Origin of the sequence: Acinetobacter radioresistens DSM 6976 = NBRC 102413 = CIP 103788, assembly GCF_006757745.1 — a bacterium.
GTDB lineage: Bacteria > Pseudomonadota > Gammaproteobacteria > Pseudomonadales > Moraxellaceae > Acinetobacter > Acinetobacter radioresistens.
In genome coordinates, this window is record NZ_AP019740.1 from 1,261,552 (window position 1) to 1,284,120 (window position 22,569).

Annotated in this window: 21 protein-coding genes; 15 read left to right on the forward strand and 6 right to left on the reverse strand. The window is 41.6% G+C overall.

Annotation, left to right across the window (positions count from 1 at the left end; all coding sequences use genetic code 11):
- Positions 1-13 precede the first annotated feature (13 nt).
- From clpS to ACRAD_RS05830, 3 genes are read left to right on the forward strand one after another with little or no spacing between them, the layout of a single operon-like run.
- The gene (gene clpS, locus ACRAD_RS05820) at positions 14-427 is read left to right on the forward strand and encodes an ATP-dependent Clp protease adapter ClpS (RefSeq protein WP_005014635.1); all 414 of its coding nucleotides are present in this window, start codon (positions 14-16) and stop codon (positions 425-427) included.
- Between the two features lie 9 nt (positions 428-436).
- Positions 437-2,713, forward strand: a complete 2,277-nt coding sequence (clpA, locus tag ACRAD_RS05825; RefSeq protein WP_005025664.1) for an ATP-dependent Clp protease ATP-binding subunit ClpA — start codon at positions 437-439, stop codon at positions 2,711-2,713.
- A gap of 55 nt (positions 2,714-2,768) precedes the next feature.
- Complete coding sequence (locus ACRAD_RS05830; protein WP_005014632.1) at positions 2,769-3,122, forward strand: YnfA family protein; 354 nt, start codon at positions 2,769-2,771, stop codon at positions 3,120-3,122.
- A gap of 35 nt (positions 3,123-3,157) precedes the next feature.
- On the opposite strand, the gene ACRAD_RS05835 is transcribed toward ACRAD_RS05830, so the two are convergent.
- From ACRAD_RS05835 to ACRAD_RS05845, 3 genes are all read right to left on the reverse strand, one after another.
- Positions 3,158-3,625 (reverse strand): hypothetical protein, encoded by a 468-nt coding sequence (locus ACRAD_RS05835; RefSeq protein ID WP_005025665.1) that lies wholly within the window; start codon positions 3,623-3,625, stop codon positions 3,158-3,160.
- A 95-nt stretch (positions 3,626-3,720) separates the two neighbouring features.
- Positions 3,721-4,641 (reverse strand): ornithine carbamoyltransferase, encoded by a 921-nt coding sequence (argF, locus tag ACRAD_RS05840; protein ID WP_005025666.1) that lies wholly within the window; start codon positions 4,639-4,641, stop codon positions 3,721-3,723.
- A gap of 103 nt (positions 4,642-4,744) precedes the next feature.
- Positions 4,745-5,386, reverse strand: a complete 642-nt coding sequence (locus ACRAD_RS05845) for a TetR/AcrR family transcriptional regulator (RefSeq protein WP_026055494.1) — start codon at positions 5,384-5,386, stop codon at positions 4,745-4,747.
- Between the two features lie 266 nt (positions 5,387-5,652).
- Between ACRAD_RS05845 and prpB the strand changes: the two genes are divergently transcribed.
- Both prpB and prpC read left to right on the forward strand, forming a co-directional pair.
- Complete coding sequence (gene prpB, locus ACRAD_RS05850) at positions 5,653-6,537, forward strand: methylisocitrate lyase (protein ID WP_005025668.1); 885 nt, start codon at positions 5,653-5,655, stop codon at positions 6,535-6,537.
- A gap of 4 nt (positions 6,538-6,541) precedes the next feature.
- The gene (gene prpC / locus ACRAD_RS05855; protein ID WP_005025669.1) at positions 6,542-7,684 is read left to right on the forward strand and encodes a bifunctional 2-methylcitrate synthase/citrate synthase; all 1,143 of its coding nucleotides are present in this window, start codon (positions 6,542-6,544) and stop codon (positions 7,682-7,684) included.
- A 62-nt stretch (positions 7,685-7,746) separates the two neighbouring features.
- Here the strand turns inward: prpC and ACRAD_RS05860 are convergent, their stop codons facing one another.
- The 3 genes from ACRAD_RS05860 to glnL all read right to left on the reverse strand — a co-directional run bounded on the left by ACRAD_RS05860 (position 7,747) and on the right by glnL (position 11,153).
- On the reverse strand, positions 7,747-8,382 hold the full coding sequence (locus ACRAD_RS05860) for a hypothetical protein (RefSeq protein WP_005025670.1): 636 nt from the start codon (positions 8,380-8,382) through the stop codon (positions 7,747-7,749).
- A 199-nt stretch (positions 8,383-8,581) separates the two neighbouring features.
- Positions 8,582-10,057 (reverse strand): nitrogen regulation protein NR(I), encoded by a 1,476-nt coding sequence (gene glnG, locus ACRAD_RS05865; RefSeq protein ID WP_005014624.1) that lies wholly within the window; start codon positions 10,055-10,057, stop codon positions 8,582-8,584.
- The gene (glnL, locus tag ACRAD_RS05870; RefSeq protein WP_005025671.1) at positions 10,044-11,153 is read right to left on the reverse strand and encodes a nitrogen regulation protein NR(II); all 1,110 of its coding nucleotides are present in this window, start codon (positions 11,151-11,153) and stop codon (positions 10,044-10,046) included. The genes glnG and glnL overlap by 14 nt, the downstream gene beginning before the upstream one ends.
- A 366-nt stretch (positions 11,154-11,519) precedes the next feature.
- On the opposite strand from glnL, the gene rimO reads away from it, so the two are divergent.
- The 10 genes from rimO to lpxD all read left to right on the forward strand — a co-directional run bounded on the left by rimO (position 11,520) and on the right by lpxD (position 22,565).
- The gene (gene rimO / locus ACRAD_RS05875) at positions 11,520-12,863 is read left to right on the forward strand and encodes a 30S ribosomal protein S12 methylthiotransferase RimO (protein WP_005014622.1); all 1,344 of its coding nucleotides are present in this window, start codon (positions 11,520-11,522) and stop codon (positions 12,861-12,863) included.
- Positions 12,864-12,921: 58 nt separating this feature from the next.
- Positions 12,922-13,650: a UMP kinase gene (gene pyrH, locus ACRAD_RS05880; RefSeq protein ID WP_005014620.1), complete on the forward strand. Its 729-nt coding sequence runs from the start codon at positions 12,922-12,924 to the stop codon at positions 13,648-13,650.
- A 77-nt stretch (positions 13,651-13,727) separates the two neighbouring features.
- Positions 13,728-14,282, forward strand: coding sequence for a ribosome recycling factor (gene frr, locus ACRAD_RS05885; protein WP_005014619.1), 555 nt, complete (start codon positions 13,728-13,730; stop codon positions 14,280-14,282).
- Between the two features lie 3 nt (positions 14,283-14,285).
- A complete protein-coding gene (gene uppS / locus ACRAD_RS05890; protein ID WP_005014617.1) occupies positions 14,286-15,035 on the forward strand; it encodes a polyprenyl diphosphate synthase in 750 nt (249 codons plus the stop codon).
- Positions 15,036-15,038: 3 nt separating this feature from the next.
- The gene (locus tag ACRAD_RS05895) at positions 15,039-15,863 is read left to right on the forward strand and encodes a phosphatidate cytidylyltransferase (RefSeq protein ID WP_005025673.1); all 825 of its coding nucleotides are present in this window, start codon (positions 15,039-15,041) and stop codon (positions 15,861-15,863) included.
- Positions 15,864-17,060 (forward strand): 1-deoxy-D-xylulose-5-phosphate reductoisomerase, encoded by a 1,197-nt coding sequence (gene ispC / locus ACRAD_RS05900; protein ID WP_005025674.1) that lies wholly within the window; start codon positions 15,864-15,866, stop codon positions 17,058-17,060. It begins immediately after the preceding gene.
- 2 nt (positions 17,061-17,062) lie between these two features.
- The gene (gene rseP / locus ACRAD_RS05905) at positions 17,063-18,418 is read left to right on the forward strand and encodes an RIP metalloprotease RseP (protein ID WP_005404177.1); all 1,356 of its coding nucleotides are present in this window, start codon (positions 17,063-17,065) and stop codon (positions 18,416-18,418) included.
- 24 nt (positions 18,419-18,442) lie between these two features.
- A complete protein-coding gene (gene bamA, locus ACRAD_RS05910) occupies positions 18,443-20,947 on the forward strand; it encodes an outer membrane protein assembly factor BamA (RefSeq protein ID WP_005014612.1) in 2,505 nt (834 codons plus the stop codon).
- A 46-nt stretch (positions 20,948-20,993) separates the two neighbouring features.
- Positions 20,994-21,491, forward strand: a complete 498-nt coding sequence (locus ACRAD_RS05915) for an OmpH family outer membrane protein (RefSeq protein ID WP_005025675.1) — start codon at positions 20,994-20,996, stop codon at positions 21,489-21,491.
- A gap of 3 nt (positions 21,492-21,494) precedes the next feature.
- Entirely contained in the window at positions 21,495-22,565 is a 1,071-nt protein-coding gene (gene lpxD, locus ACRAD_RS05920; RefSeq protein WP_005025677.1) for a UDP-3-O-(3-hydroxymyristoyl)glucosamine N-acyltransferase, read from the forward strand.
- Positions 22,566-22,569 lie beyond the last annotated feature (4 nt).

Genomic DNA, 22,569 nt, shown 5'->3' on the forward strand with positions numbered 1-22,569 from the left:
AAATAAAGATTGTATGCGAGCTACTAAGCGTAAAATAACCTTAAACGAAGTGAAAGCCTCTTTTTGTCAGACCGGCCTAGTTGATTGGCATCTTAATCCACGCTTAAGCGATTCGCAAAATGATGAAGCTGATGGAGAAATTGCAGTTAAACCTGCACCTCCGCAGTTAAAAAAACCACCCCTGTATGCCGTTGTTTTACTAAATGATGACTACACCCCAATGGACTTTGTAATTGAAATTTTACAACAATACTTTGCATTAAATCTTGACCAGGCAACTCAAGTAATGCTAACAGTACATTATGAAGGAAAAGGGGTTGCTGGCATCTATCCGCGAGATATTGCGGAGACCAAGGCAAACCAAGTAAACAATTATGCTCGGTCGCAAGGTCATCCATTACTTTGCCAAATTGAGCCAAAAGATTAAGGGGGTCGCATGCTCAGTCGTCAACTCGAAGTATCCTTACGTTTGGCTGTAAGCATGGCTCGACAAAAGAGACATGAGTTCCTAACGGTTGAACACCTATTGCTGGCTTTGCTGGACAATGATTCTGCAGTTAATGCGTTAAAAGCATGCGGTGCAGATATCGTTTTACTGCGTAAAGAGCTAGAAGAATATGTAGAACAACATACCCCTAAACTTGGTGAAAACAGTGACCAGGCACCACATCCGACAGAAAGCTTTGACCGGATTCTGCAACGTGCTATTTTTCATGTACAGTCCAGTGGCGGTGACCGTACTGTAGAAGGTGCCGATGTTTTGGTTGCAATGTACTCTGAGCGGGATTCCTTTGCAGTCTATTTGCTCAAGCGTCATCAGATTAACCGTTTGACCCTGACTCAATATCTTTCGCATGGTACTCGAAAAGACGAAGTACATATGGAAGAAGAAGCTGAAGATATTGAAGGCGAGGCCACCAGTTCTGCCAATGCAGGGCCGCTGGAACTCTATACTACAAATCTGAATATTGAAGCTCAAAAAGGTAAAACTGATCCACTGATTGGTCGTGAAAAAGAAATCGAGCGTGCCGCACAAATTTTATGTCGTCGCCGTAAAAATAATCCGCTTCTGGTGGGTGATCCAGGTGTGGGAAAAACTTCAATTGCTGAAGGCCTTGCATGGCTGATCGTCAATAACAAGGCGCCTAAGCCACTGGCGAATGCTGAAATTTACAGTCTGGATATTGGTGCGCTAGTCGCAGGCACCAAATACCGTGGAGACTTTGAAAAGCGTTTAAAACAGCTGTTAAATGCCCTGAAGAAAAAACCGGAAGCTGTGTTATTTATTGATGAAATTCATATGATTATTGGTGCAGGCTCTAGTATGGGCAGCACGATGGATGCATCAAACCTGATTAAGCCAGCGCTGGCAAATGGTACTTTACGTTGTATTGGTTCAACCACGTTCCAAGAATACCGTCAAGTATTTGAAAAAGATCATGCCTTATCACGTCGATTCCAGAAAATTGATGTAAACGAACCGACACTTTCAGAAAGTATAGATATTCTACGTGGCTTAAAACCTAAATTCGAAGACTTTCATCATGTAGAGTATGAAGATAGTGCCTTGGTTGCTGCGGTAGAGCTATCATCCAAATTTATTAATGACCGCTTTCTGCCAGACAAGGCAATTGACGTAATTGATGAAGCGGGGGCACAGCGGAGATTAAAAGCTGATGCAGACAATACCCTGATTACAGTTGAAAATATTGAAGATATTATTTCAAAAATTGCCCGTATTCCACCCAAAACTGTCTCTAAAGATGATAAAACAGTACTGAGTCATTTAGAGCGTGATCTAAAACGTGTTGTTTTTGGACAGGATGAAGCAATTACTGCACTGGCTTCAGCAATCAAGCTATCGCGGGCCGGCCTTAAGTCGCCAGATAAGCCGGTTGGCAGTTTTGTATTCGCAGGACCAACAGGTGTTGGTAAAACTGAAGTGACCAAACAGCTGGCAAAAATTTTAGGGCTTGAGCTGGTACGCTTTGATATGTCCGAATATATGGAGCGTCATACGGTTTCACGTCTGATAGGTGCTCCTCCTGGTTATGTTGGTTATGATCAGGGTGGTCTGCTGACTGATGCAATCCATAAAAATCCGCACTGTGTATTGCTTCTGGATGAAATTGAAAAAGCTCATCCGGATGTATTTAACCTGTTATTACAAGTGATGGATCATGGGTCACTGACAGACAATAATGGCCGTAAATCAGATTTTCGCAATGTGATCCTGGTCATGACTACAAATATCGGTGCAGAAAGTATCTCGCGTACTAGTATTGGTTTCGTAGAGCAGGACAACAGTAATGATAATCAGGAAGCAATGAAGAAAGCGTTCTCACCAGAGTTCCGTAATCGTCTGGATGGCGTAATTCAATTTAAGCCATTACCAACTACGATTATCGAATCTGTAGTAGACAAGTTCCTGACAGAACTGCAAGCACAATTGGATGAGAAAAAAGTTGTGCTGGAAGTGGATCAGAGTGCGCGCGAATGGTTAACAGAACAGGGTTATGACCGTCTGATGGGTGCACGTCCAATGCAGCGCTTGATTCAGGAACATCTGAAAAAACCGCTTGCAGAAATGATTCTGTTTGGTGAGCTGGCTGAACATGGCGGTAACGTTGCGGTATCAGTGAAAAAAGAAAATGGACAGGCTGTTGGGCTGAAACTGGAAGTCTTTGAAGACCAGACAGCTGAACCTGCTTAAGCTCTATTTAAAGATATAACCCGTGTTTCGACACGGGTTATTTTTTGGAAATTTTATGGACTTACAATTTACCAAGATTTTAACAACTTTCTTTTTATTCTTTATGACAGCGTTGGCTGAAATTCTTGGCTGTTATTTTCCCTATCTGATATTAAAAGACGGTAAGTCAGCCTGGTTGTGGTTACCTGCAATAATCAGTCTGGCAATTTTTGTATGGTTGCTGACTTTACATCCGGCAGCCTCAGGACGAATTTATGCAGCCTATGGCGGAATTTACATATTCACAGCGCTCTTATGGTTACGCTGGGTTGACCAGGTCATATTGACGCGCTGGGATCTGTTAGGCGGGGCAATTGTGCTTTTGGGTGCAAGTATTATCATTTTACAGCCTCAAGGGTGGCTACGTTAAAGCACATATAGTAATTTGCCCCTTGAGTCTTTATATTAAAACTTGCATTGGGTATTTTTCATTTTAATCTGATATCGTCCATAGTCAGAATTAAGTATCATGTTTAATTCATATGGGTTAACGCGCTGAAACTCATGTTCAAAAAAGTGCGAACAGTTGTTGATGACTCCTTTTCTAAATAATTGTTCTACTTTATTTTGTCCTACAGACTGGGCAAACTGCCTAAAATCAGGTGTAACAATTAGTCCCTGTACCTCTATATGATCTGCAGAGCTCATGACCTGTTCAAGTACAGTATTTTCATCGACCTGATAAGGTAGAACACGTGAATTTTCTTCACTCAAAGCCTGTAGCACATCATTCAGACGGTTTTTATCAGTAATCTTATAATCGGAGCTTATAATACGCTCTTGTATTAAGTACCGATCCAGGCTGGTGGGCTGTGCGTATAGAGTAAAACTAGATAGAAGGGTAGAAAGGAAAAGAGTCGTTTTAATCAGCATTATAAAATCACATATAAATATTATGGTTTTTATTATATAAAGATCAAGGCTTAAAAAAAGCATCCGAGGATGCTTTTAATACAAAAAGATACTTATTAAGACTGTTTCATATTTTCATTGAGCAGGAACTCTACCAATGCTTTTTGAGCATGCAGACGATTTTCGGCTTCATCCCATACTACTGCATTTTTATGATCCAGCATGTTCTCTGATATCTCTTCACCACGGTGAGCAGGTAAACAGTGCATAAACAGGCAGTCCGGATGTGCAAGTCCCATCAATTTTTCATTTACTTGAAACTGTGCAAATGCCTGTTCACGGAGTTTCTGTTCTTCTTCCTGCCCCATGCTGGCCCAGACATCTGTTACGATCAAATCGGCGTTGACGGCAGCATCTTCTGCATTGTTAAAGACTTCAACACAATGTGCAAATTCGGTAAGAAATTCTTCTTTAGGTTCATAACCTGCTGGAGATGCAATCTTGAGTTTAAAGCCCATCATATGTGCAGCTTCAATATAGGAGTTACACATATTATTGCCATCACCGATCCAGGCTACAGTTTTGCCTTCAATCGAACCACGATGCTCGATATAGGTTTGCAGGTCTGCTAGTAACTGGCAAGGATGATGATCATCGGTTAAGCCATTAATTACTGGAACTTTAGAGTAAGAGGCAAACCGTTCGACAATGTCATGACCAAAAGTACGGATCATGACAATATCGAGCATACTTGAGATTACACGGGCCGAGTCTTCAATAGGCTCACCTCGGCCAAGCTGGGTATCACGTGAAGACAGAAAAATTGCATCGCCACCAAACTGGCTCATACCGGCTTCAAAAGAGATACGGGTACGGGTGCTTGATTTTTCAAAGATCATTCCCAATACTTTACCAACAAAGGGTTGATAGACTTCATTGTTGTGCTGCATGCGCTTGAGTTCGCTGGCGCGTTCCAGGATGCGGTTGAGTTCCAGACTTGATAAGTCGCGTAAAGTAAGAAAATGCCGTAGAGTCATGTTTGCTCCACAATAATTGCTGTATAAAACAACAATTAGTTGCTTGCTGTTAGTGGAAAGGAAACGAATTAATATACTATAAGAGAATCAAAATGCAAAAGAACTAAGCCTTTTGATGGCCTTTTAAGAATAAATCTACACAGTAATGAATATATTCCATCATTTCCTGATGATCTTCAGCAGGTGCAAGGCCCATCAGGATCCGCCATTCAAAATTTCTCAAAATTCCAAAAAACATCATCGCAGAATAATTAGGATTAGGACAAACCAGTTTACTTTGCTGATGGCCTTTATCTAAAGCGACCGCAATACACTGCTGGATATGTTGTGGACCTTGAGTGTGTAAATAGAGTGCCAGCTCAGGGTTACGCTGAGCCTGTTCAATTGCCAGACGCATGAATGCCATATTTTCAGGCTGTATCAAGTGTTGATAGAAATTGATGAGTGTATGCGCAAGATAGTGACGTAACTCGCTAATATGAAAGTCAAAAGGAATACAAATATCTTTAAAAAATAATTCCCGGCGATAGTCACAAATTGCTGTAAACAAACCTTCCTTATTGCCAAAATATTTATAAATTGATGCTTTTGAACCACCGGCATGTTGGACAATATCATCAAGCGATACCGCATCATAACCCTTATCAAGAAACAGCTCATTCGCACTAAGCAATAAAGCCATTCGGCGTTCCTGTCCTCGACGGGTTTGCGGTTTTTCGCAATCAGTAGATGCAAGATGGACCAATGAATGATACCTACAAAGAAACAGTAAGAAAGGAAGATAACAATAAGTTTGAAAGAGTATAGCAAAACTATGCGCTAATTTCTGTAACGCTGTGTGGTCTCAAAAGCTTATTGTCAGTCATAATTTAATAAACAAAAAAATGAAAATGGATTCATTTTTCTTTGACTAAAGTTTTAGAGTCTGTATTCTAAAAGGCCATACCGGTTTAAAAGATTAAACCTTATACTGAAAATTCAATAACGATAGAAAGAACTGTGGAAGAGATCATGACACAACAAATGTCTGCAGGTTTAAGATTTAGACAAGCATTGGAAGCAGAAAAACCGCTACAGATCATGGGCACAGTGAATGCCTATGCAGCCATGCTGGCAACCCAGGTAGGCTATAAAGCAATATATTTATCAGGTGCAGGTGTGGCGAACTATTCATACGGTTTACCTGATCTGGGCATGACCAGTCTAGATAATGTTCTAGAAGATGTACGCCGTATTACTGAACGTGTAGATACTCCTTTACTGGTTGATATCGATACAGGCTGGGGCGGCGCTTTTAATATCGCCCGCAGTATTAAACAGATGATCCGTGCAGGTGCGGCGGCAGTTCATATTGAGGATCAGGTTGCCCAAAAACGTTGTGGACACCGTCCAAATAAAGAAATTGTGTCACAGCAGGAAATGGTTGACCGTATTAAAGCTGCAGCCGATGCAAAAATTGACCCCAATTTTGTCTTGATGGCACGAACCGATGCGCTGCAAAAAGAAGGCCTGCAGGCAGTAATTGACCGTGCCTGTGCTTGTGTTGAAGCAGGTGCAGATGCAATTTTTGCCGAAGCCATGACCGATATTACCATGTACCGCACTGTATGCGATGCTGTGGGTGTGCCAGTGCTTGCCAATATAACCGAGTTTGGTGATACCCCTTATTATACAACAGAAGAGCTGGCTGAGCAGGGCATTCGTATGGTGTTGTATCCGCTTTCTGCAACACGCGCCATGCAAAAAGCAGCGCTTGAAGTGATGCGCTCCGTTCGTGAACAAGGTACACAGGTGCATGTTTTAGATAAGATGCAACCACGAAAAGAACTTTACGAATTTTTAGATTATCACTCTTTTGAAAATACCTTAGACAAACTCTTCAAGCAGGAGAATTAAAACAATGGCTGAAGGAAAAGTACTAACAGGCGCTGGACTGCGCGGACAGGTCGCTGGTAAAACTGCACTTTCAACTGTAGGAAAAAGTGGAGCAGGCCTGACTTATCGTGGTTATGACGTACAGGATCTGGCAGAAAACTGTCAGTTTGAAGAAGTGGCTTATCTGATTTTCTTTGGTGAGTTGCCGACTGCTGAGCAGCTGGCTTCTTACAAGGAGAAGTTAAAGTCTTTGCGTCAACTGCCCCAAGCTTTAAAAGAAGTACTGGAACGTATCCCGGCTGATTCACATCCGATGGATGTTATGCGTACTGGTGTTTCAATGCTGGGGAATCTGGAAACAGAAAAATCATTTGACCAGCAGCAGGATATCGCAGACCGTATCCTGGCGACTTTACCAGCAATTATCTGCTATTGGTATCGTTATAGTCATGATGGTGTACGTATTGAAGAAAGTACTGATGATGATTCTATTGGTGCACAGTTCCTGCATTTGTTACACGGTAAAAAACCCAATGAACTGCATGAACAGGTGATGAATGTATCACTCATTTTGTATGCAGAGCATGAATTCAATGCTTCAACTTTTACTGCACGTGTCTGCGCTTCTACTTTATCTGATATGCATTCGTGCATTACTGGCGCAATTGGTTCATTACGTGGTCCGTTACATGGTGGCGCCAATGAAGCCGCTATGGATATGATTGAAAACTGGCAGTCTCCAGAAGAAGCTGAGCGTGAGATGCTGGGCATGCTGGAACGTAAAGAAAAAATCATGGGCTTTGGTCATGCCATCTATAAAGACAATGATCCGCGTAATGGGATTATTAAAGTCTGGTCTGAGCGTCTTGCGAATGATGTCGGAGATACTGTTCTATATCCGGTATCGGTACGTTGTGAAGAAGTCATGTGGCGCGAGAAAAAGCTATTCTGTAATGCGGATTTCTTCCATGCCTCGGCTTATCATTTTATGGGTATTCCAACAAAGCTGTTTACACCGATTTTTGTAATGAGCCGTGTTACTGGCTGGGCTGCTCATGTAATGGAGCAGCGTGCAGATAACCGTATTATTCGCCCAAGCGCTGATTATATCGGTCATGAACTGCGTAAAGTTATACCTATTGCTGAGCGTAGCAAGCAGTCTGCTTAATACTGAAATATAAAAAGCAGAGGCATAATGCCTCTGCTTTTTTATGAAGTATAAATTTAGCGTTATATTTTACTTTTTACTGTTAAAGAAATCGGGTCTTCAGTGGTATAGCCCGTTTCTTCAGGAAATGCCAGATAACGTACTGTTACCAAGACTTGGTTTTGTGCGGGAATATAATATGCTTGTTTGACTGAAAGTGAAGGTTTATAGCTGACAGCCTGCTGTAGCTGACTGTTGAACCATATAGAACTCACCTTATATTGATAAGTGTATTGAGGTACTTTGAGAGTTTTATCTATCCAAATTGCTGGCACATTCGTTTGCTGTTTTTTTAAAATATGAATATTAAAAATTTTGGGAGTAATAAGCTGTAAAGGTTGAAGTCGTTGTTTTATTTTATTGAGTTCAGGCCGAAGTACATCAATTGACTGGTCATAATCAATCTTCCGGGTGCGTTGATTAATGTATAAAGAATTTACTTTAAACAGCTTGGGTGGTTGATTAGCTTTATAAAACTGATAGTAATAAAGTTGCGGCAGGCGGCCACGTCCATCTTCATAATGGCGTAACAAATAAACTTTTTTGTCGGTAGGTTCATACCCTAAAAATTCAATATACTGCCCACCACCAACTGTAGCATGACTGATCATAGGTATAGCTATACATAAAGGTATAGTAAATAAAATAGGCTTTAACATAGCTTTTGTCCTACCAGATAGTCATAAGCTATAAATGCCATAAACTGGTAAATTTTTAAAGAAGACTTTTACATGGGGACTATCAGCAATAAAACAGATTTTTACTTATTATTTTAATTATTCCAAGCTGGTTATGAGCAATAAAAAGTAAATAATTTCAATAGCACTTTAAAAAAGTGCTATTGATAACAGGAAGAAGTTAATCTTCAATTTCTTCTTCGATCTCATCGTCGGCTGTACTCATACCCAGTTCTTTAAGTTTACGAGTCAGCGTGTTACGACCCCAGCCTAAAAGCTCGGCAGCATGACGTTTACGTCCACGAGTTTGTTGCAGTGCTGCCTGAATCAAAGTACGCTCAAACAGGGGTGTGGCAATATCCAGAATTTTCATTTCACCATTTTGCAGTTTCTGAATCGCCCACTGACCTAACAGTTCATCCCACTGCTGGCTGGAGGCACGCTGTATGCTAGGAGATGAAATGGAGGCGTCTTCAGCCCTCTGGATGGGTATCTGTTTAAGTTCTGGAGGAAGATCTTCTGGATAAATTTCTCGGCCAGTAATCATGACCGTTAGCCAGCGGCAGGTATTTTCAAGTTGACGTACATTACCCGGCCAAGGAAGTTGCTGCATATACTGTACGGTTTCCTGTCGCAGTATTTTTGGGCTAACTCCCAGTTCTTTACCTGCACGCGCCAAGAAATGCTGAGCCAGCATTGGAATATCTTCACTACGGTGCGCAAGTTTAGGAATATGAATCCGGATAACATTTAAACGGTGAAATAAGTCTTCACGGAAACGGCCATCGTGAACCAGTTTTTCCAAATCCTGATGAGTTGCAGTCACAATACGGACATCAACTTTTACTGATATATGTCCACCCACCCGATAAAATTCACCATCGGCCAATACACGTAAAAGGCGGGTTTGTGTTTCAAAAGGCATATCTCCAATTTCATCAAGAAAAAGAGTTCCGCCATTGGCCTGTTCAAAACGTCCCTGACGCTGACTGTTTGCGCCGGTAAAAGCACCCTTTTCATGACCGAACAGTTCAGTTTCAATCAGATCTTTTGGAATAGCCGCCATATTCAGGGCAATAAATGGTTTGTTTTTTCGTGGTGAATGCTTGTGTAAAGCATGTGCTACCAGCTCTTTGCCTGTACCGGATTCACCATTGATTAAGACAGTAATATGAGACTGTGTTAAACGGCCAATTGCACGGAATACTTCCTGCATCGCCGGCGATTCACCTATTATTTCGGTTGACTGGATAGGAGCAGTAACTCGGGATTCCTGTTGCTGCAATTTACTGATATGCAAAATTGCACGTTGTACCAGAGCCAAGGCTTCATCGATATCGAAAGGTTTGGGTAAATATTCAAAAGCACCTGTCTGGTAACTTGATACTGCAGATTCAAGGTCAGAATGTGCAGTCATAATAATGACTGGTAAATCGGGGTTACTCTGTTTGACTTTGCTTAGAAAGGTGAGCCCGTCAATACCAGGCATGCGTATGTCGGTTAAAATAACATCTGGTGGTGCCAGCATAAGCTGATCCAGGGCAGACTGGGCCTCTTCAAAGCTTGTTACCTCGAAACCTTCTTCTTTGAAAGTTTTTTCCAGTACCCAGCGCATGGTGCGGTCATCATCAATAACCCAGATTTTATTTTGCGGCATGGTTTAACTCCCAAGGTAAATATAAGCTGAATATGGTTTGTCCTGGAACAGACTGGCATTCAATCATGCCGTTATGCTGGTGCATAATGTTCTGTGCAATGCTTAAACCTAGTCCAGTGCCTTTGGCACGTCCGGTAACAAGTGGATAAAAAACGGATTCCTGTATTTCTTCTGGAACACCCGGTCCATTATCTTCAATGTCTATACGTATAGCAGAGCGATGTAATAATCCATTAATTGTCACCAGTCGCTGTATACGTGTTCTAAAAATAAGTTCAGGCCGGTGATGCACAAAAAATTCCCTGTTTTCTGATATTGCCTGTACTGCATTTGCACCAATATTGAGCATAACCTGGATTAATTGATCGCGGTCAGCATGAACTTCAGGTAAGGACAAATCATAATCCCGCACAATCTTGATTTTATTTTTAGTCTGATTGGCAATTAATGAGCGTACACGTTCTAATGGCTCATGAATATTGACATTTTCATAGCTTGGTAACTGACGCGAACCCAGCATGATATCTGCCAGATTTCTAAGCCGGTCTACTTCATTAATAATAATATCGGTAAATTCTGCATATTGCGGGTCATTCAGGCTGCGTGCCAGTAGCTGGGTGGCCCCTCTGATACCTGCTAGCGGATTTTTAATTTCATGTGCTACACCACGGATCAATTGCCGTGCGACCTGATGCTGCTGAATAAAGTTCTCTTCTTTGGAAATTTTGAGCATGCGGTCAATCGGATTAATTTCAATTATGAGCAGGGGGTGATAGGATTTACCCGAATTTAGCTCTGAAACGGTATAATCTACATGAATATCCTTAAAATTGACGCTAACAATTGCCTCACGGCGGGTATAAGGCTGGCCTGTTTTAAAAGTGTTGAGCAGTGCTTCTTCTGTATTAAAAGTATCATCCGGTGTTTGCAGTAAATTAATAACAGGAAGGCCACTTGCACGTAACAGGCTAATATCAAACAGTGCTTCACAAGAAGAATTCAGGTAGAAAATATCGAGATTGCTATCGACAAGTAAAATTGCTGTAGTCAAGTGGTCTACAAGTAAACGATAGTCAATTTCTGTATATTGCTCCATTATTTGATCATTCCTGTATTAAAATAGCGCAATGCTTTCTTCATAAAACTCTTTCATGACTTCATTTAAGTAAGATTAAGCAAAATATAAGCCAACTCTAAAAGATTTGAAAATTTTTTAGTTTATAAGGACTAATAATTTGAAATATATAATTAAATTTTTAAATTTAAAAACATAAAAAATACTTAAATTATAAAATGTCTACTTATTTAAGTAAAAAATATTATGAACCAAATTGGTGCAACTATAACATTTATATATAATGTTGGATGTATATTGGTGCATTGCATAAAGAGTCGGGATTTAACCTATGCTTGGAACAAGAAAAGACATACAATACGCGCATTCTAGTGGAGCGCAGGATTCATGAAGTCCCCCAAAGTCGGTTTTGTTTCTTTAGGTTGTCCTAAGGCATTGGTAGATTCTGAACGAATCTTAACTCAGTTGAAAACTGAAGGTTATCAAGTAGCATCAGATTACGATGGTGCTGATTTAGTTGTTGTAAATACCTGTGGTTTTATCGAATCGGCAGTACAAGAATCCTTGGATGCGATTGGCGAAGCCATGAGTGAAAATGGCCGGGTCATTGTAACCGGTTGTCTTGGAAAAGATGAAGACAAGATTCGCCAAATGCACCCGAATGTCCTGAAAGTGACTGGTGCAGCAGCGTATGAAGATGTTATGTCTGCAGTACATCAGTATGTGCCGGCACCACCCAAGCATAATCCTTTTATTGATCTGGTTCCTGAACAGGGCGTTCGTCTGACCCCTAAACATTATGCATATTTAAAAATATCAGAAGGGTGTAATCATCGCTGTACATTCTGCATTATTCCAAGTATGCGCGGTGATCTGGTTTCACGTCCGGTTGGTTCTGTGCTTGAAGAAGCTGCTGCACTTAAGCGTGCCGGTGTAAGAGAAATTCTGGTCATTTCTCAGGATACTTCAGCCTATGGTGTCGATACCAAGTATAAGCTTGATTTCTGGAATGGACAGCCGGTAAAAACCAAATTCTTCGACATGTGTGAAGCACTAGGGCAACTGGGAATTTGGGTGCGTCTGCATTATGTCTACCCTTACCCACATGTGGATGCTGTTATTGACTTAATGGCGCAAGGTAAGATCTTACCTTATCTGGATATCCCATTCCAACATGCCAGTCCGCGTATTCTGAAGTTGATGAAACGTCCCGCGCATAGTGAAAATACGCTAGAACGCTTAAAAGTATGGCGAGAAAAATGTCCTGATCTCGTGATTCGTTCGACATTTGTAGTAGGTTTCCCCGGTGAAACTGAAGAAGATTTTCAAATTTTGCTGGAATGGCTCAAAGAAGCTCAGCTTGACCGTGTAGGCTGCTTTACCTATTCACCTGTAGAAGGTGCAACTGCAAATGATCTGCCAGATCATGTGCCAGAAGAAGTAAAGCAGGAGCGTTATGAGCGTTTTATGCAGGTACAGCAGGAAATTTCAGCTGCAAAACTGCAAAAGCGTATTGGTCAAACTATGACGGTGCTAGTTGATAATCTGGAAGAAGAATTTCCAGTTGCTGTTGCCCGCTCTTATGCTGATGCGCCAGAAATTGATGGTAATGTATTTGTAGAAGATATTGATAAGAGCCAGATCAAGTCCGGCGATCTGCTTGAGGTGGAAATTACAGATGCAGATGAATATGACCTGTTTGCAAAGCTGATCCGTATCAAGTCGGTTTAAACACCGTAGCTTAATATACAAAAAAGAATTTAATTTTAAACCGATTTGGAGTGAAATTATGGCAGATAGTAATAGCCCGCGTTATTCACGCATCCTGCTTAAATTGTCAGGTGAAGCCCTGTCAGGTAATAAAGACATGGGTATCGATGCGAATGTGCTTGATCAAATGTCTTTATCTATTGCGCACTTGGTAGGTCTGGGCGTACAGGTAGGTATTGTGGTAGGTGGCGGCAATCTTTATCGTGGAAGTCAGCTGCAAAAAGATGGTTTGGTAGGTCGTGTAACAGGGGACCAAATGGGCATGCTGGCTACAGTGATGAATGGCCTGGCCCTACGTGATGCTCTGGTGCGCCGTAACATCAAAACCCGGTTAATGTCAGCATTACCGATTGGTACGGTGGTTGAGTCTTACTCTAGTCGTGATGCGATTCGTCATCTGGGCCAGAACGAAGTATGTGTATTTGTAGCAGGTACAGGTAACCCATTCTTTACAACTGATACAGCGGCTTGCCTGCGTGGTATTGAAATTGAGGCTAACCTGATTCTAAAAGCTACTAAAGTTGATGGTGTCTATAATAAAGACCCAAGCAAATATGATGATGCGGTCCGTTATGATCATTTAACTTTTGATCAGGTATTGGATGAGAAGCTAGGTGTGATGGATTTAACAGCAATCTGTCTATGCCGTGATCACAATGTACCGTTACAAGTATTTGATATGAATAAGTCAGGTGCTTTACTTTCAGTGGTAATGGGTGAAAAAGAAGGTACGCACGTTACGAACTAATGTACGTGTGACCTAAAGCTCTTTATACTATTGCTATTTATACTCCTTTGATTCTATTAAAGTAAGGAAAATCACATATGATTAACGACCTTAAAAAAGACAGCGAACAGCGTATGCAAAAGTCCCTGGAGTCTTTGGAACAGGGTTTTGCTAAAGTCCGTACTGGCCGTGCCCATCCGTCTATCTTAAATGGCGTTATGGTTCCTTACTATGGTTCTGATGTACCATTAAACCAGGTTGCAAACGTTGGTGTTGAAGATTCCCGTACTCTGGTGGTTCAGCCTTTTGAACGTACGATGGTCTCTGCAATTGATAAGGCAATTCGTGAAAGTGATTTGGGTCTGAACCCGATTACTGCAGATGCTATTCGTGTTCCAATGCCTGCACTGACTGAAGAAACCCGTCGTGATATGCAGAAGGTTGCCCGTACAGAAGCTGAGAATGCTAAAGTTGCTATCCGTAATATTCGACGTGACGTTCTAGGTGATATCAAGGCATTATTGAAGGAAAAAGAAATTTCTGAAGATGATGAGCGCCGTGCTGGTGAAGAGATCCAGAAAATTACTGACAAATATGTTGCTGAAGTTGATAAACGTTTGGCCGCCAAAGAAGCTGAATTGATGAAGGTCTAATTCATGACCGCATCCGAAGAGAAACATCTTCCTGAGCATGTTGCCATCATTATGGATGGCAACAACCGCTTTGCTAAAAAGAATCAGATGCAAAAAGGTGAAGGACATCGTGAAGGTAAAAATGTCCTCGATCCTATTGTTGAGTGCTGTGTAGAACAGGGTGTAAAAGCTTTAACTGTTTTTGCGTTTTCAAGTGAAAACTGGAATCGCCCGCAGTTTGAGGTCGAGTTGCTCATGTCTCTTCTTGAAGAGACAATTCATGACCAGATGCCACGGATGGAAAAGTTCGATATCTGTCTGCGTTTTATCGGAGATCGCTCACGGTTACCTGCACATTTGCGTGAATTAATGTTGCAAGCTGAACAAAGGACTGCTAATTTCAGCACAATGACGCTTGTTATCGCTGTCAGTTATGGTGGTATGTGGGATATTGCAGAAGCTGCAAAGCAGATTGCTCAAGATGCAGTAAACCAGAAAATCCAGATTGAAGATATTAATGTTGATTTGTTCGGACAGTACGCCTCGCTTGGAGATTTACCTCCTGTTGATCTGCTGATTCGTACCGGCGGAGATTATCGGCTTTCGAATTTCCTGCTTTGGCAGGCTGCTTATGCCGAGCTATATTTCACCCCGACGCTATGGCCTGAATTTACCGTAAATGAGTTCAACCACGCGCTCAACATTTTTAATAGCCGTGAACGGCGCTTTGGCAAAACTTCAGAGCAAATCCAACAAAAGAAACTTGAGAATTAATAAATGTTAGAGCGGATAATTACCGCATTGGTGTTGGTAGCAGTAGTACTGAGCTGCATGTTTGCTACCCAGTCAGATTATCCAATGTTAGGGCTTATGGTGTTGGCAGCGGGGGTCGCAGGATATGAGTGGTTTAAGCTCATGCCCAGAACTACAAAATATGTGATAAAACCGATTGCTTGGTGCTATGGTGTTCTCAGTGCCGCCATCTCGGCTCTGGTTCTCTATTTAAATGATATTGCCCTGTTACTGTGGGCTGCCTCTATTTTAACTTGGATTTTTAGTATTTACTGGGTAAAGTCATACCCTGAATATGATAACTGGTACAATGCTACACTTAAGGGTATTGGTATTATTCTTATTTGTGCGGCTGTTACAGCAATTTTTGCAGTCTGGCATAGTTCACCTTGGTGGCTGATGTATCTGTTTCTGCTGGTCTGGGGTGCAGACAGTGGTGCTTACTTTGTTGGTCGTAAGTTTGGACGAAAAAAACTGGCCCCCTCGGTTAGCCCAAATAAATCGGTAGAAGGCCTATACGGCGGAGTAAGCGTAGCCGCTATTATTATCGTTGTGGTGGCATGGATCTATCTCGATCTTACACTGATTCAATATCTGCTCTTCATTATACTTTCTGTAGTTACGGTACTAGGTTCAGTACTGGGTGATCTTTTTGAGTCCATGATTAAACGCCGCGCAGGCATTAAAGATTCCGGTCGTGTTCTTCCAGGACATGGCGGTGTACTCGATCGTATTGACTCTCTACTGGCCGCTGCACCTATATTTGCAGCGGGTATGTATCTGTTAAAACTTATTGGTGTAGATTTATAGATGTCACAATCTGTTTGTATATTGGGTGTTACAGGCTCTATTGGTCAGAGTACTTTAAAAATATTGGAGCAGCATCCAGATCAATATTCGGTGTTTGCAGTAAGTGCTTATAGCCGTATAGATGAGCTTGCCCAGATATGCAGACAATATCAGCCTAAAATAGCTGTAGTGCCCGCTGACCGTGTGGATCAGCTTAGCCGGCATTTAAAGGATTTGCAGCTCAGCCATATTCAAATCTTGAGTGGTGAGGCAGGCCTGATAGCCGTAGCTGAACATCCGGAAGTTGATGTGGTGATGGCAGCAATTGTCGGAGCAGCCGGGCTTTTACCGACTTTATCCGCTGTTAAAGCAGGTAAGCGAGTACTGCTAGCTAATAAAGAAGCACTCGTTATGTCTGGTGACATTATGATGCGTGCAGCGCGAGATCATCAGGCTTTACTTTTGCCGGTAGACTCTGAGCATAATGCCATTTTTCAATGTTTGCCTCATGACTATATGAATGCTGATGCGCATGGCAAACCTGTAAAAGGGGTGTCGCGTATTTTGCTTACTGCATCAGGTGGCCCATTCCGTCAGCATAGTCTTCAACAGTTGCATGAAGTCACTCCACAGCAGGCATGTAAGCATCCAAACTGGTCAATGGGACAAAAAATTTCAGTTGATTCAGCTACCCTAATGAATAAGGGGCTGGAATTAATTGAAGCCTGTCATCTATTTTCAATTGCTGAGCACTTTGTGACAGTTGTGGTTCATCCAGAAAGTATTATTCATTCCATGGTGCAATATGTAGATGGTTCAACTTTGGCACAAATGGGGAATCCGGATATGTGCACACCGATTGCTCATGCATTAGCTTGGCCTGAGCGTATACAGACTCATGTACCTGCACTTGACTTGTTTGCACAGCAGCAATTGAATTTTCAGGAACCGGATATCGTACGTTTCCCTGCGTTAAAGCTCGCAAGAGAAGCAATGAAAGCGGGAGGCGTAGCCCCTGCAATTTTAAATGCAGCCAATGAAATGGCAGTCGCAGCTTTTTTAAAAGAACAAATCCGTTTTACTCATATTGCTGAAATAGTTGAGCAGACCTTAAATACCGTTCACAATAGGTCTGCAGAACAGCTTGAGACCATACTTGAGGCTGATACGCAAGCGCGTGAAGCTGCATTTGACTCTATTGGAAAAATGAGAAGCTGATGATGAATGCTTTGTTTATGATTGTCGCAGCCATACTTTTACTCGGACCGCTGATTGCAATTCATGAGTTTGGACACTATTTTGTGGCACGTAAACTGGGTGTAAAAGTTCAGGTTTATTCGATTGGCTTTGGGCCAACCCTGATCAAGTGGAAATCAAAAAAATCAGGTATTCAGTATCAGCTTTCAGCCTTGCCTTTTGGTGGCTACGTCAAAATGCTGGATGAGCGTGAAGGAAATGTTGCTGAAGAAGACTTGCCGCAGGCATTTAACCGCCAGTCTCCCTGGAAGCGTATTGCTATTGTTGCGGCGGGGCCGCTCATTAATCTGGTATTTGCGATTGTACTTTTCTGGATTTTATTCCTGCCTTCACAAGAGCAGTTAAATACACGTGTAGGCAAGATTTTTCCCGGTACCCCCGCTGCAGCTGTGCAAATGCAGACCGGTGACAAAATTACTGCTATAGACGGCACACCAGTGAGCACTTGGGAAAAATTAAATTACGCTATAGTAGATCGTGCTGGTGAAACTGGAGTGATTCAGGTTCAGGTTGAACGGCAGGGACAATTACAACAGTTTAGTCTACCAATACAGAATTTCCTAAAAGATCAAAGTAAATCTCCTTTGGAAACTTTGGGTTTTATTCCTTATCGTCCACAGATTCCGGCAGTGGTGACCAAGCTGAGCGAAGATGGTGCAGCGATACGTCAGGGAATAAAGGAAGGTGACAAGATTGTTGCAATTGATGGCGTAAAAATGAAGGACTGGTTCGATGTAGTTGAAATCGTGCAAGCATCGCCAGAGAAGCTTCTAAAGATAGATGTATTGCGTAATGGCGAAATCAGGCAGCTTGATGTGATGCCACAAGGGCAACGAGACAATATGGGAAATGTCATTGGCATGCTGGGAGTACAAAGTACGCCAGGTAAAGTTACAATTCCTGACGAATATAAACAAACAATTCAATATAATCCTGCACAAGCTTTAATGATGGCAGTAGATAAAACTGGTCAAATCTCCGGGATGATTTTGAACTCGATGGCTAAAATGGTTCGAGGGCTGATCGGTCTGGATAATTTGTCTGGTCCAATTACAATTGCCAAGGTGGCAGGCCAAAGTGCCGAGATGGGATGGCAAACTTTTATTTCTTTTATGGCTTTAATGAGTATAAGCTTGGGAATTTTAAATCTGCTTCCAATACCAATGCTTGATGGCGGACATTTAGTCTATTATTTTATTGAAGCGATTCGTGGTAAGCCCGTTTCTGAACAAATACAAATATTTGGTTTGAAAATTGGTATGGTACTGCTCGGTAGTATGATGCTCCTGGCATTATTTAATGATTTTATGCGTTTATGACGTAGATGATGGAATAAACTAACTATGCGGCACACACATCTATTTATGCCTCTAGCTCTTGTTAGCGCTATGGCAGCAGTACAACAAGTATATGCAGCAGACGAGTTCATTGCTCGTGATATAAAAATACAGGGACTTGTACGTCTGTCGCCTGCAAGTGTCTCTACCATGTTACCCATTAACAGTGGTGATCGGGTAGATGATGCAGCGATTTCAAATGCTGTACGGGCACTTTATGCTACCGGCCTGTTTGATGATATTAAAGCTTCCAAAGAAAATGATATACTGGTATTTAATGTGGTCGAGAGACCAATTATTTCTAAAGTAGAGTTTCAGGGTAATAAGCTGATTCCAAAAGAAGCACTGGAAGATGGCTTAAAAAGAATGGGCGTGGCTGAAGGAGAAGTATTTAAGAAGTCTGCAATTCAGACAATTGAAACTGAACTTGAGCAGCAGTACACCCAGCAAGGCCGTTATGATGCAGATGTACGTGTACAGACTATTGCCCGTCCAAATAACCGTGTAGACCTGAAACTTGAGTTCGTTGAAGGCACTGCAGCAAAAGTGGTTGATATCAATATCATTGGTAATACCGTTTTTAAAGAAGACGAGATCAAACAGGTTTTTGCAGTACGTGAAAGCAGCTGGAGCTCAATTGTTACACGTAATGACCGTTATGCACGTGAGAAAATGGCTGCAAGTTTGGAAGCTTTACGCGCTCTATATCTGAATCGTGGTTATATCAATTTTAAAATCAATAACTCTAACCTGAACTTGAGTGAAGATAAAAAACATATCTTTATTGAAGTTTCTGTAGATGAAGGCGAGCAGTTTAAATTTGGCCAGACCAAGTTCTTGGGCGATGCGCTTTATAGTCCTGATGAACTCAAAGCACTAAAAATCTATAAAGATGGCGATACATATTCACAAGAAAAAGTAGATGCAGTCAAACAACTATTACTTCGTAAGTATGGTAATGCTGGTTACTACTTTGCCGAAGTGAATGTTGCACCGCAAATTAATAATGAAACTGGTATCGTAGATTTAAACTACTATATTAATCCAGGCCAGCAGGTTACTGTACGGCGTATTAACTTCTCCGGTAACAGTAAAACAGCAGATGAAGTACTGCGTCGCGAGATGCGTCAGATGGAAGGCGCATTAGCAAGTAATGAAAAAATTGACCTTTCTAAAGTACGCCTTGAACGTACCGGATTCTTCGAGAATGTTACGATTAAGCCGGCACGTATACCGGGTGCACCGGATCAGATTGACTTAAATGTCGATGTAAAAGAACAGCACTCTGGTACTAGTACACTAGCAGTTGGCTATTCACAAAGTGGCGGTATTACGTTCCAGGCCGGTTTAAGCCAAACTAACTTTTTAGGTACGGGTAACCGTGTATCTATCGACCTGTCCCGTTCGGAAACTCAAGATTACTATAATCTGAGCGTAACTGATCCATACTTTACCATTGATGGCGTCAGCCGCGGTTATAACCTGTATTATCGTAAAACCAAACTTGATGATGACTATAACGTCAATAACTATGTAACTGATAGTTATGGTGGAAGCCTGAGTTTTGGATATCCGATTGATGAAAACCAGAACCTGAGTGCTTCTTTAAATATTGATAATACAGAAGTAACTACAGGACCATACGTTTCTACTTATGTTCGTGATTATCTGCTTGCCAATGGGGGTAAAACTTTAGATACCACCCAATATTGTCTTGTTGATCGTGTAAAAGATGAAGCCACTGGGGCTTATAATTGTCCTGAGGGTCAACTTTCAGATCCTTATGGAAATAAGTTTGGGGGTGAATTCCTGACCTATAACCTAAATTTAGGCTGGTCTTATAATACTTTGAACCGTCCTGTATTCCCAACCAATGGTATGTCGCATCGTATTAATGCTGAAATTGCACTTCCAGGCAGTGATGTGGAATATCAGAAATTGACTTATGATGCCCAGGCATTCTTCCCGTTAGGTAAGGATTTTACTTTACGTACCTATGGTAAGCTTGGCTATGGTAATGACTTACCATTTTATAAAAACTTCTATGCGGGTGGTTATGGTTCGGTCCGTGGTTATGACGTAAGTACTTTGGGTCCTAAATATCCGGGTGTAACCTATTCTGAAACTAAAGTAGAAGATCCGTCTCCTGAAGAAGTCGGGGGTAATGCTTTAGTACAGTTTGGTACTGAACTGGCATTGCCACTTCCATTTAAAGGCGACTGGACCCGCCAGGTGCGGCCTGTAATCTTTGCTGAAGGCGCACAGGTATTTGATACACAATGTGACGTTTCAAACTCAACCATTTTCTATAAAGGGCAAAGTTTAGACAGCAAAAAATACTGTGAAGATAACTTTGGCTTTGATTTGGGCGAAATGCGTTATAGTGTGGGTGTAGGCTTTACTTGGATTACCATGATTGGTCCTATTTCGCTCAGCTATGCATATCCTCTAAATGATAAAGAGGGTGACGAGACCCAAGCTGTACAATTTGAAATTGGCCGTACTTTCTAAGTACGGTTTGATACTAACTACATTAAATATGACAGGGATGTTCTACATGAAAATAATAAGACCACTGGTGGTAAGTTTAGGCCTGAGTCTGGCTGGTCTTACTCATGCGGCAGGATATGGGGTGATTGATCTGGAGCGTATTGTTGAAAACAGTACCTATCTGAAGCAGCAAAATGCCAGCTTGAGCCAGTCAGTCAAACCTTCTAGCACCCGTCTGGAACAGATTGGTAAAGAGATTGAAGCTTTACGCCAGAAAGCACAAAATAATAATAAAATCAGCGAGACTGAAGCACAGAAACTAAGTGCGCAGTATCAAGCTAAAATGGGCGAATTTAATACACTGCAGCAATCTTTACAGACACAAGTGCAGAATACACTTCAAACTATGAATAGAACCTTTGAGGCTCGTGTCAAACAGGCTGCTGAACAATTGCGCCAAGAAAATAACCTTGATCTTGTTTTGAATAAAAACTCGGCACTTGCCTATGACCCTAAACAGGATTTAACTGATAAAATGATTCAAAAGGTCAATGCAATTAAATAATCAATGAAACAACAACGTTATCGTCTGGAAGAGCTGGCTCATCTGGTACAGGGACAGCTGGTCGGACAACCGCAATTCGAATTGCAAGGGCTTGCCAGTCTGGAAAATGCCCAGAATAATCAGATTGCTTTTGTAAACGGGCATAAATATCTTGAGCAGGCGCGTTCTTCCAAGGCGGGCGTGCTGATTACCACTGCAGAGTTACAGGCACAGCTTCCAGAGCATCAGAATTTCTTGATTGTGCCTAATCCCTATCTGGCTTTTGCCATCTTAACTCATGCTTTTGAGAGAAAAACAAAAGCAGTAGGTATTGAAAATACGGCTCAGATTCACTCTTCCGCCATTATATCTGATACAGCTTATATAGGTCATTATGTGGTTATTGGTGAGGACTGTGTAATAGGTGATCATACAGTTATACGGTCACATGCAAAGATTGATGATGGTGTGGAAATTGGCAAGCAATGTTTTATTGACTCTCATGTGACCATTACCGGTGAATCTAAAATTGCTGACCGTGTCAGAATTCATGCTAATACTGTTATTGGCAGTGAAGGTTTCGGCTTTGCACCTTATCAGGGAAAATGGCACCGAATTGTACAGCTAGGCTCAGTTCATATAGGGAATGATGTGCGGATCGGTTCAAATTGCAGTATCGATCGAGGCGCACTTGACGATACAGTTATAGAGGAAGGTGTAGTTATTGATAACCTTGTGCAAATTGCACATAACGTTCATATTGGTGCACATACTGCAATTGCGGCCAAATGTGGTATTGCAGGAAGTACCCGAATTGGCAAAAACTGTATACTGGCTGGAGCATGTGGGGTAGTAGGACACCTGACTATTACTGATAATGTGACTCTGACGGGAATGTCAATGGTCACAAAAAATATTTCTGAGCCTGGAACGTATTCTTCAGGTACAGGTATTTTTGAAAATAATCACTGGAAACGTACAGTTGTACGGCTAAGACAATTAGCAGATGTGCCATTGACCCAACTGACCAAACGACTTGATCATATGCAATCTCAAATTGAGTCTCTTGAATCAACTTTTAAATTGCGTAAATAGAATA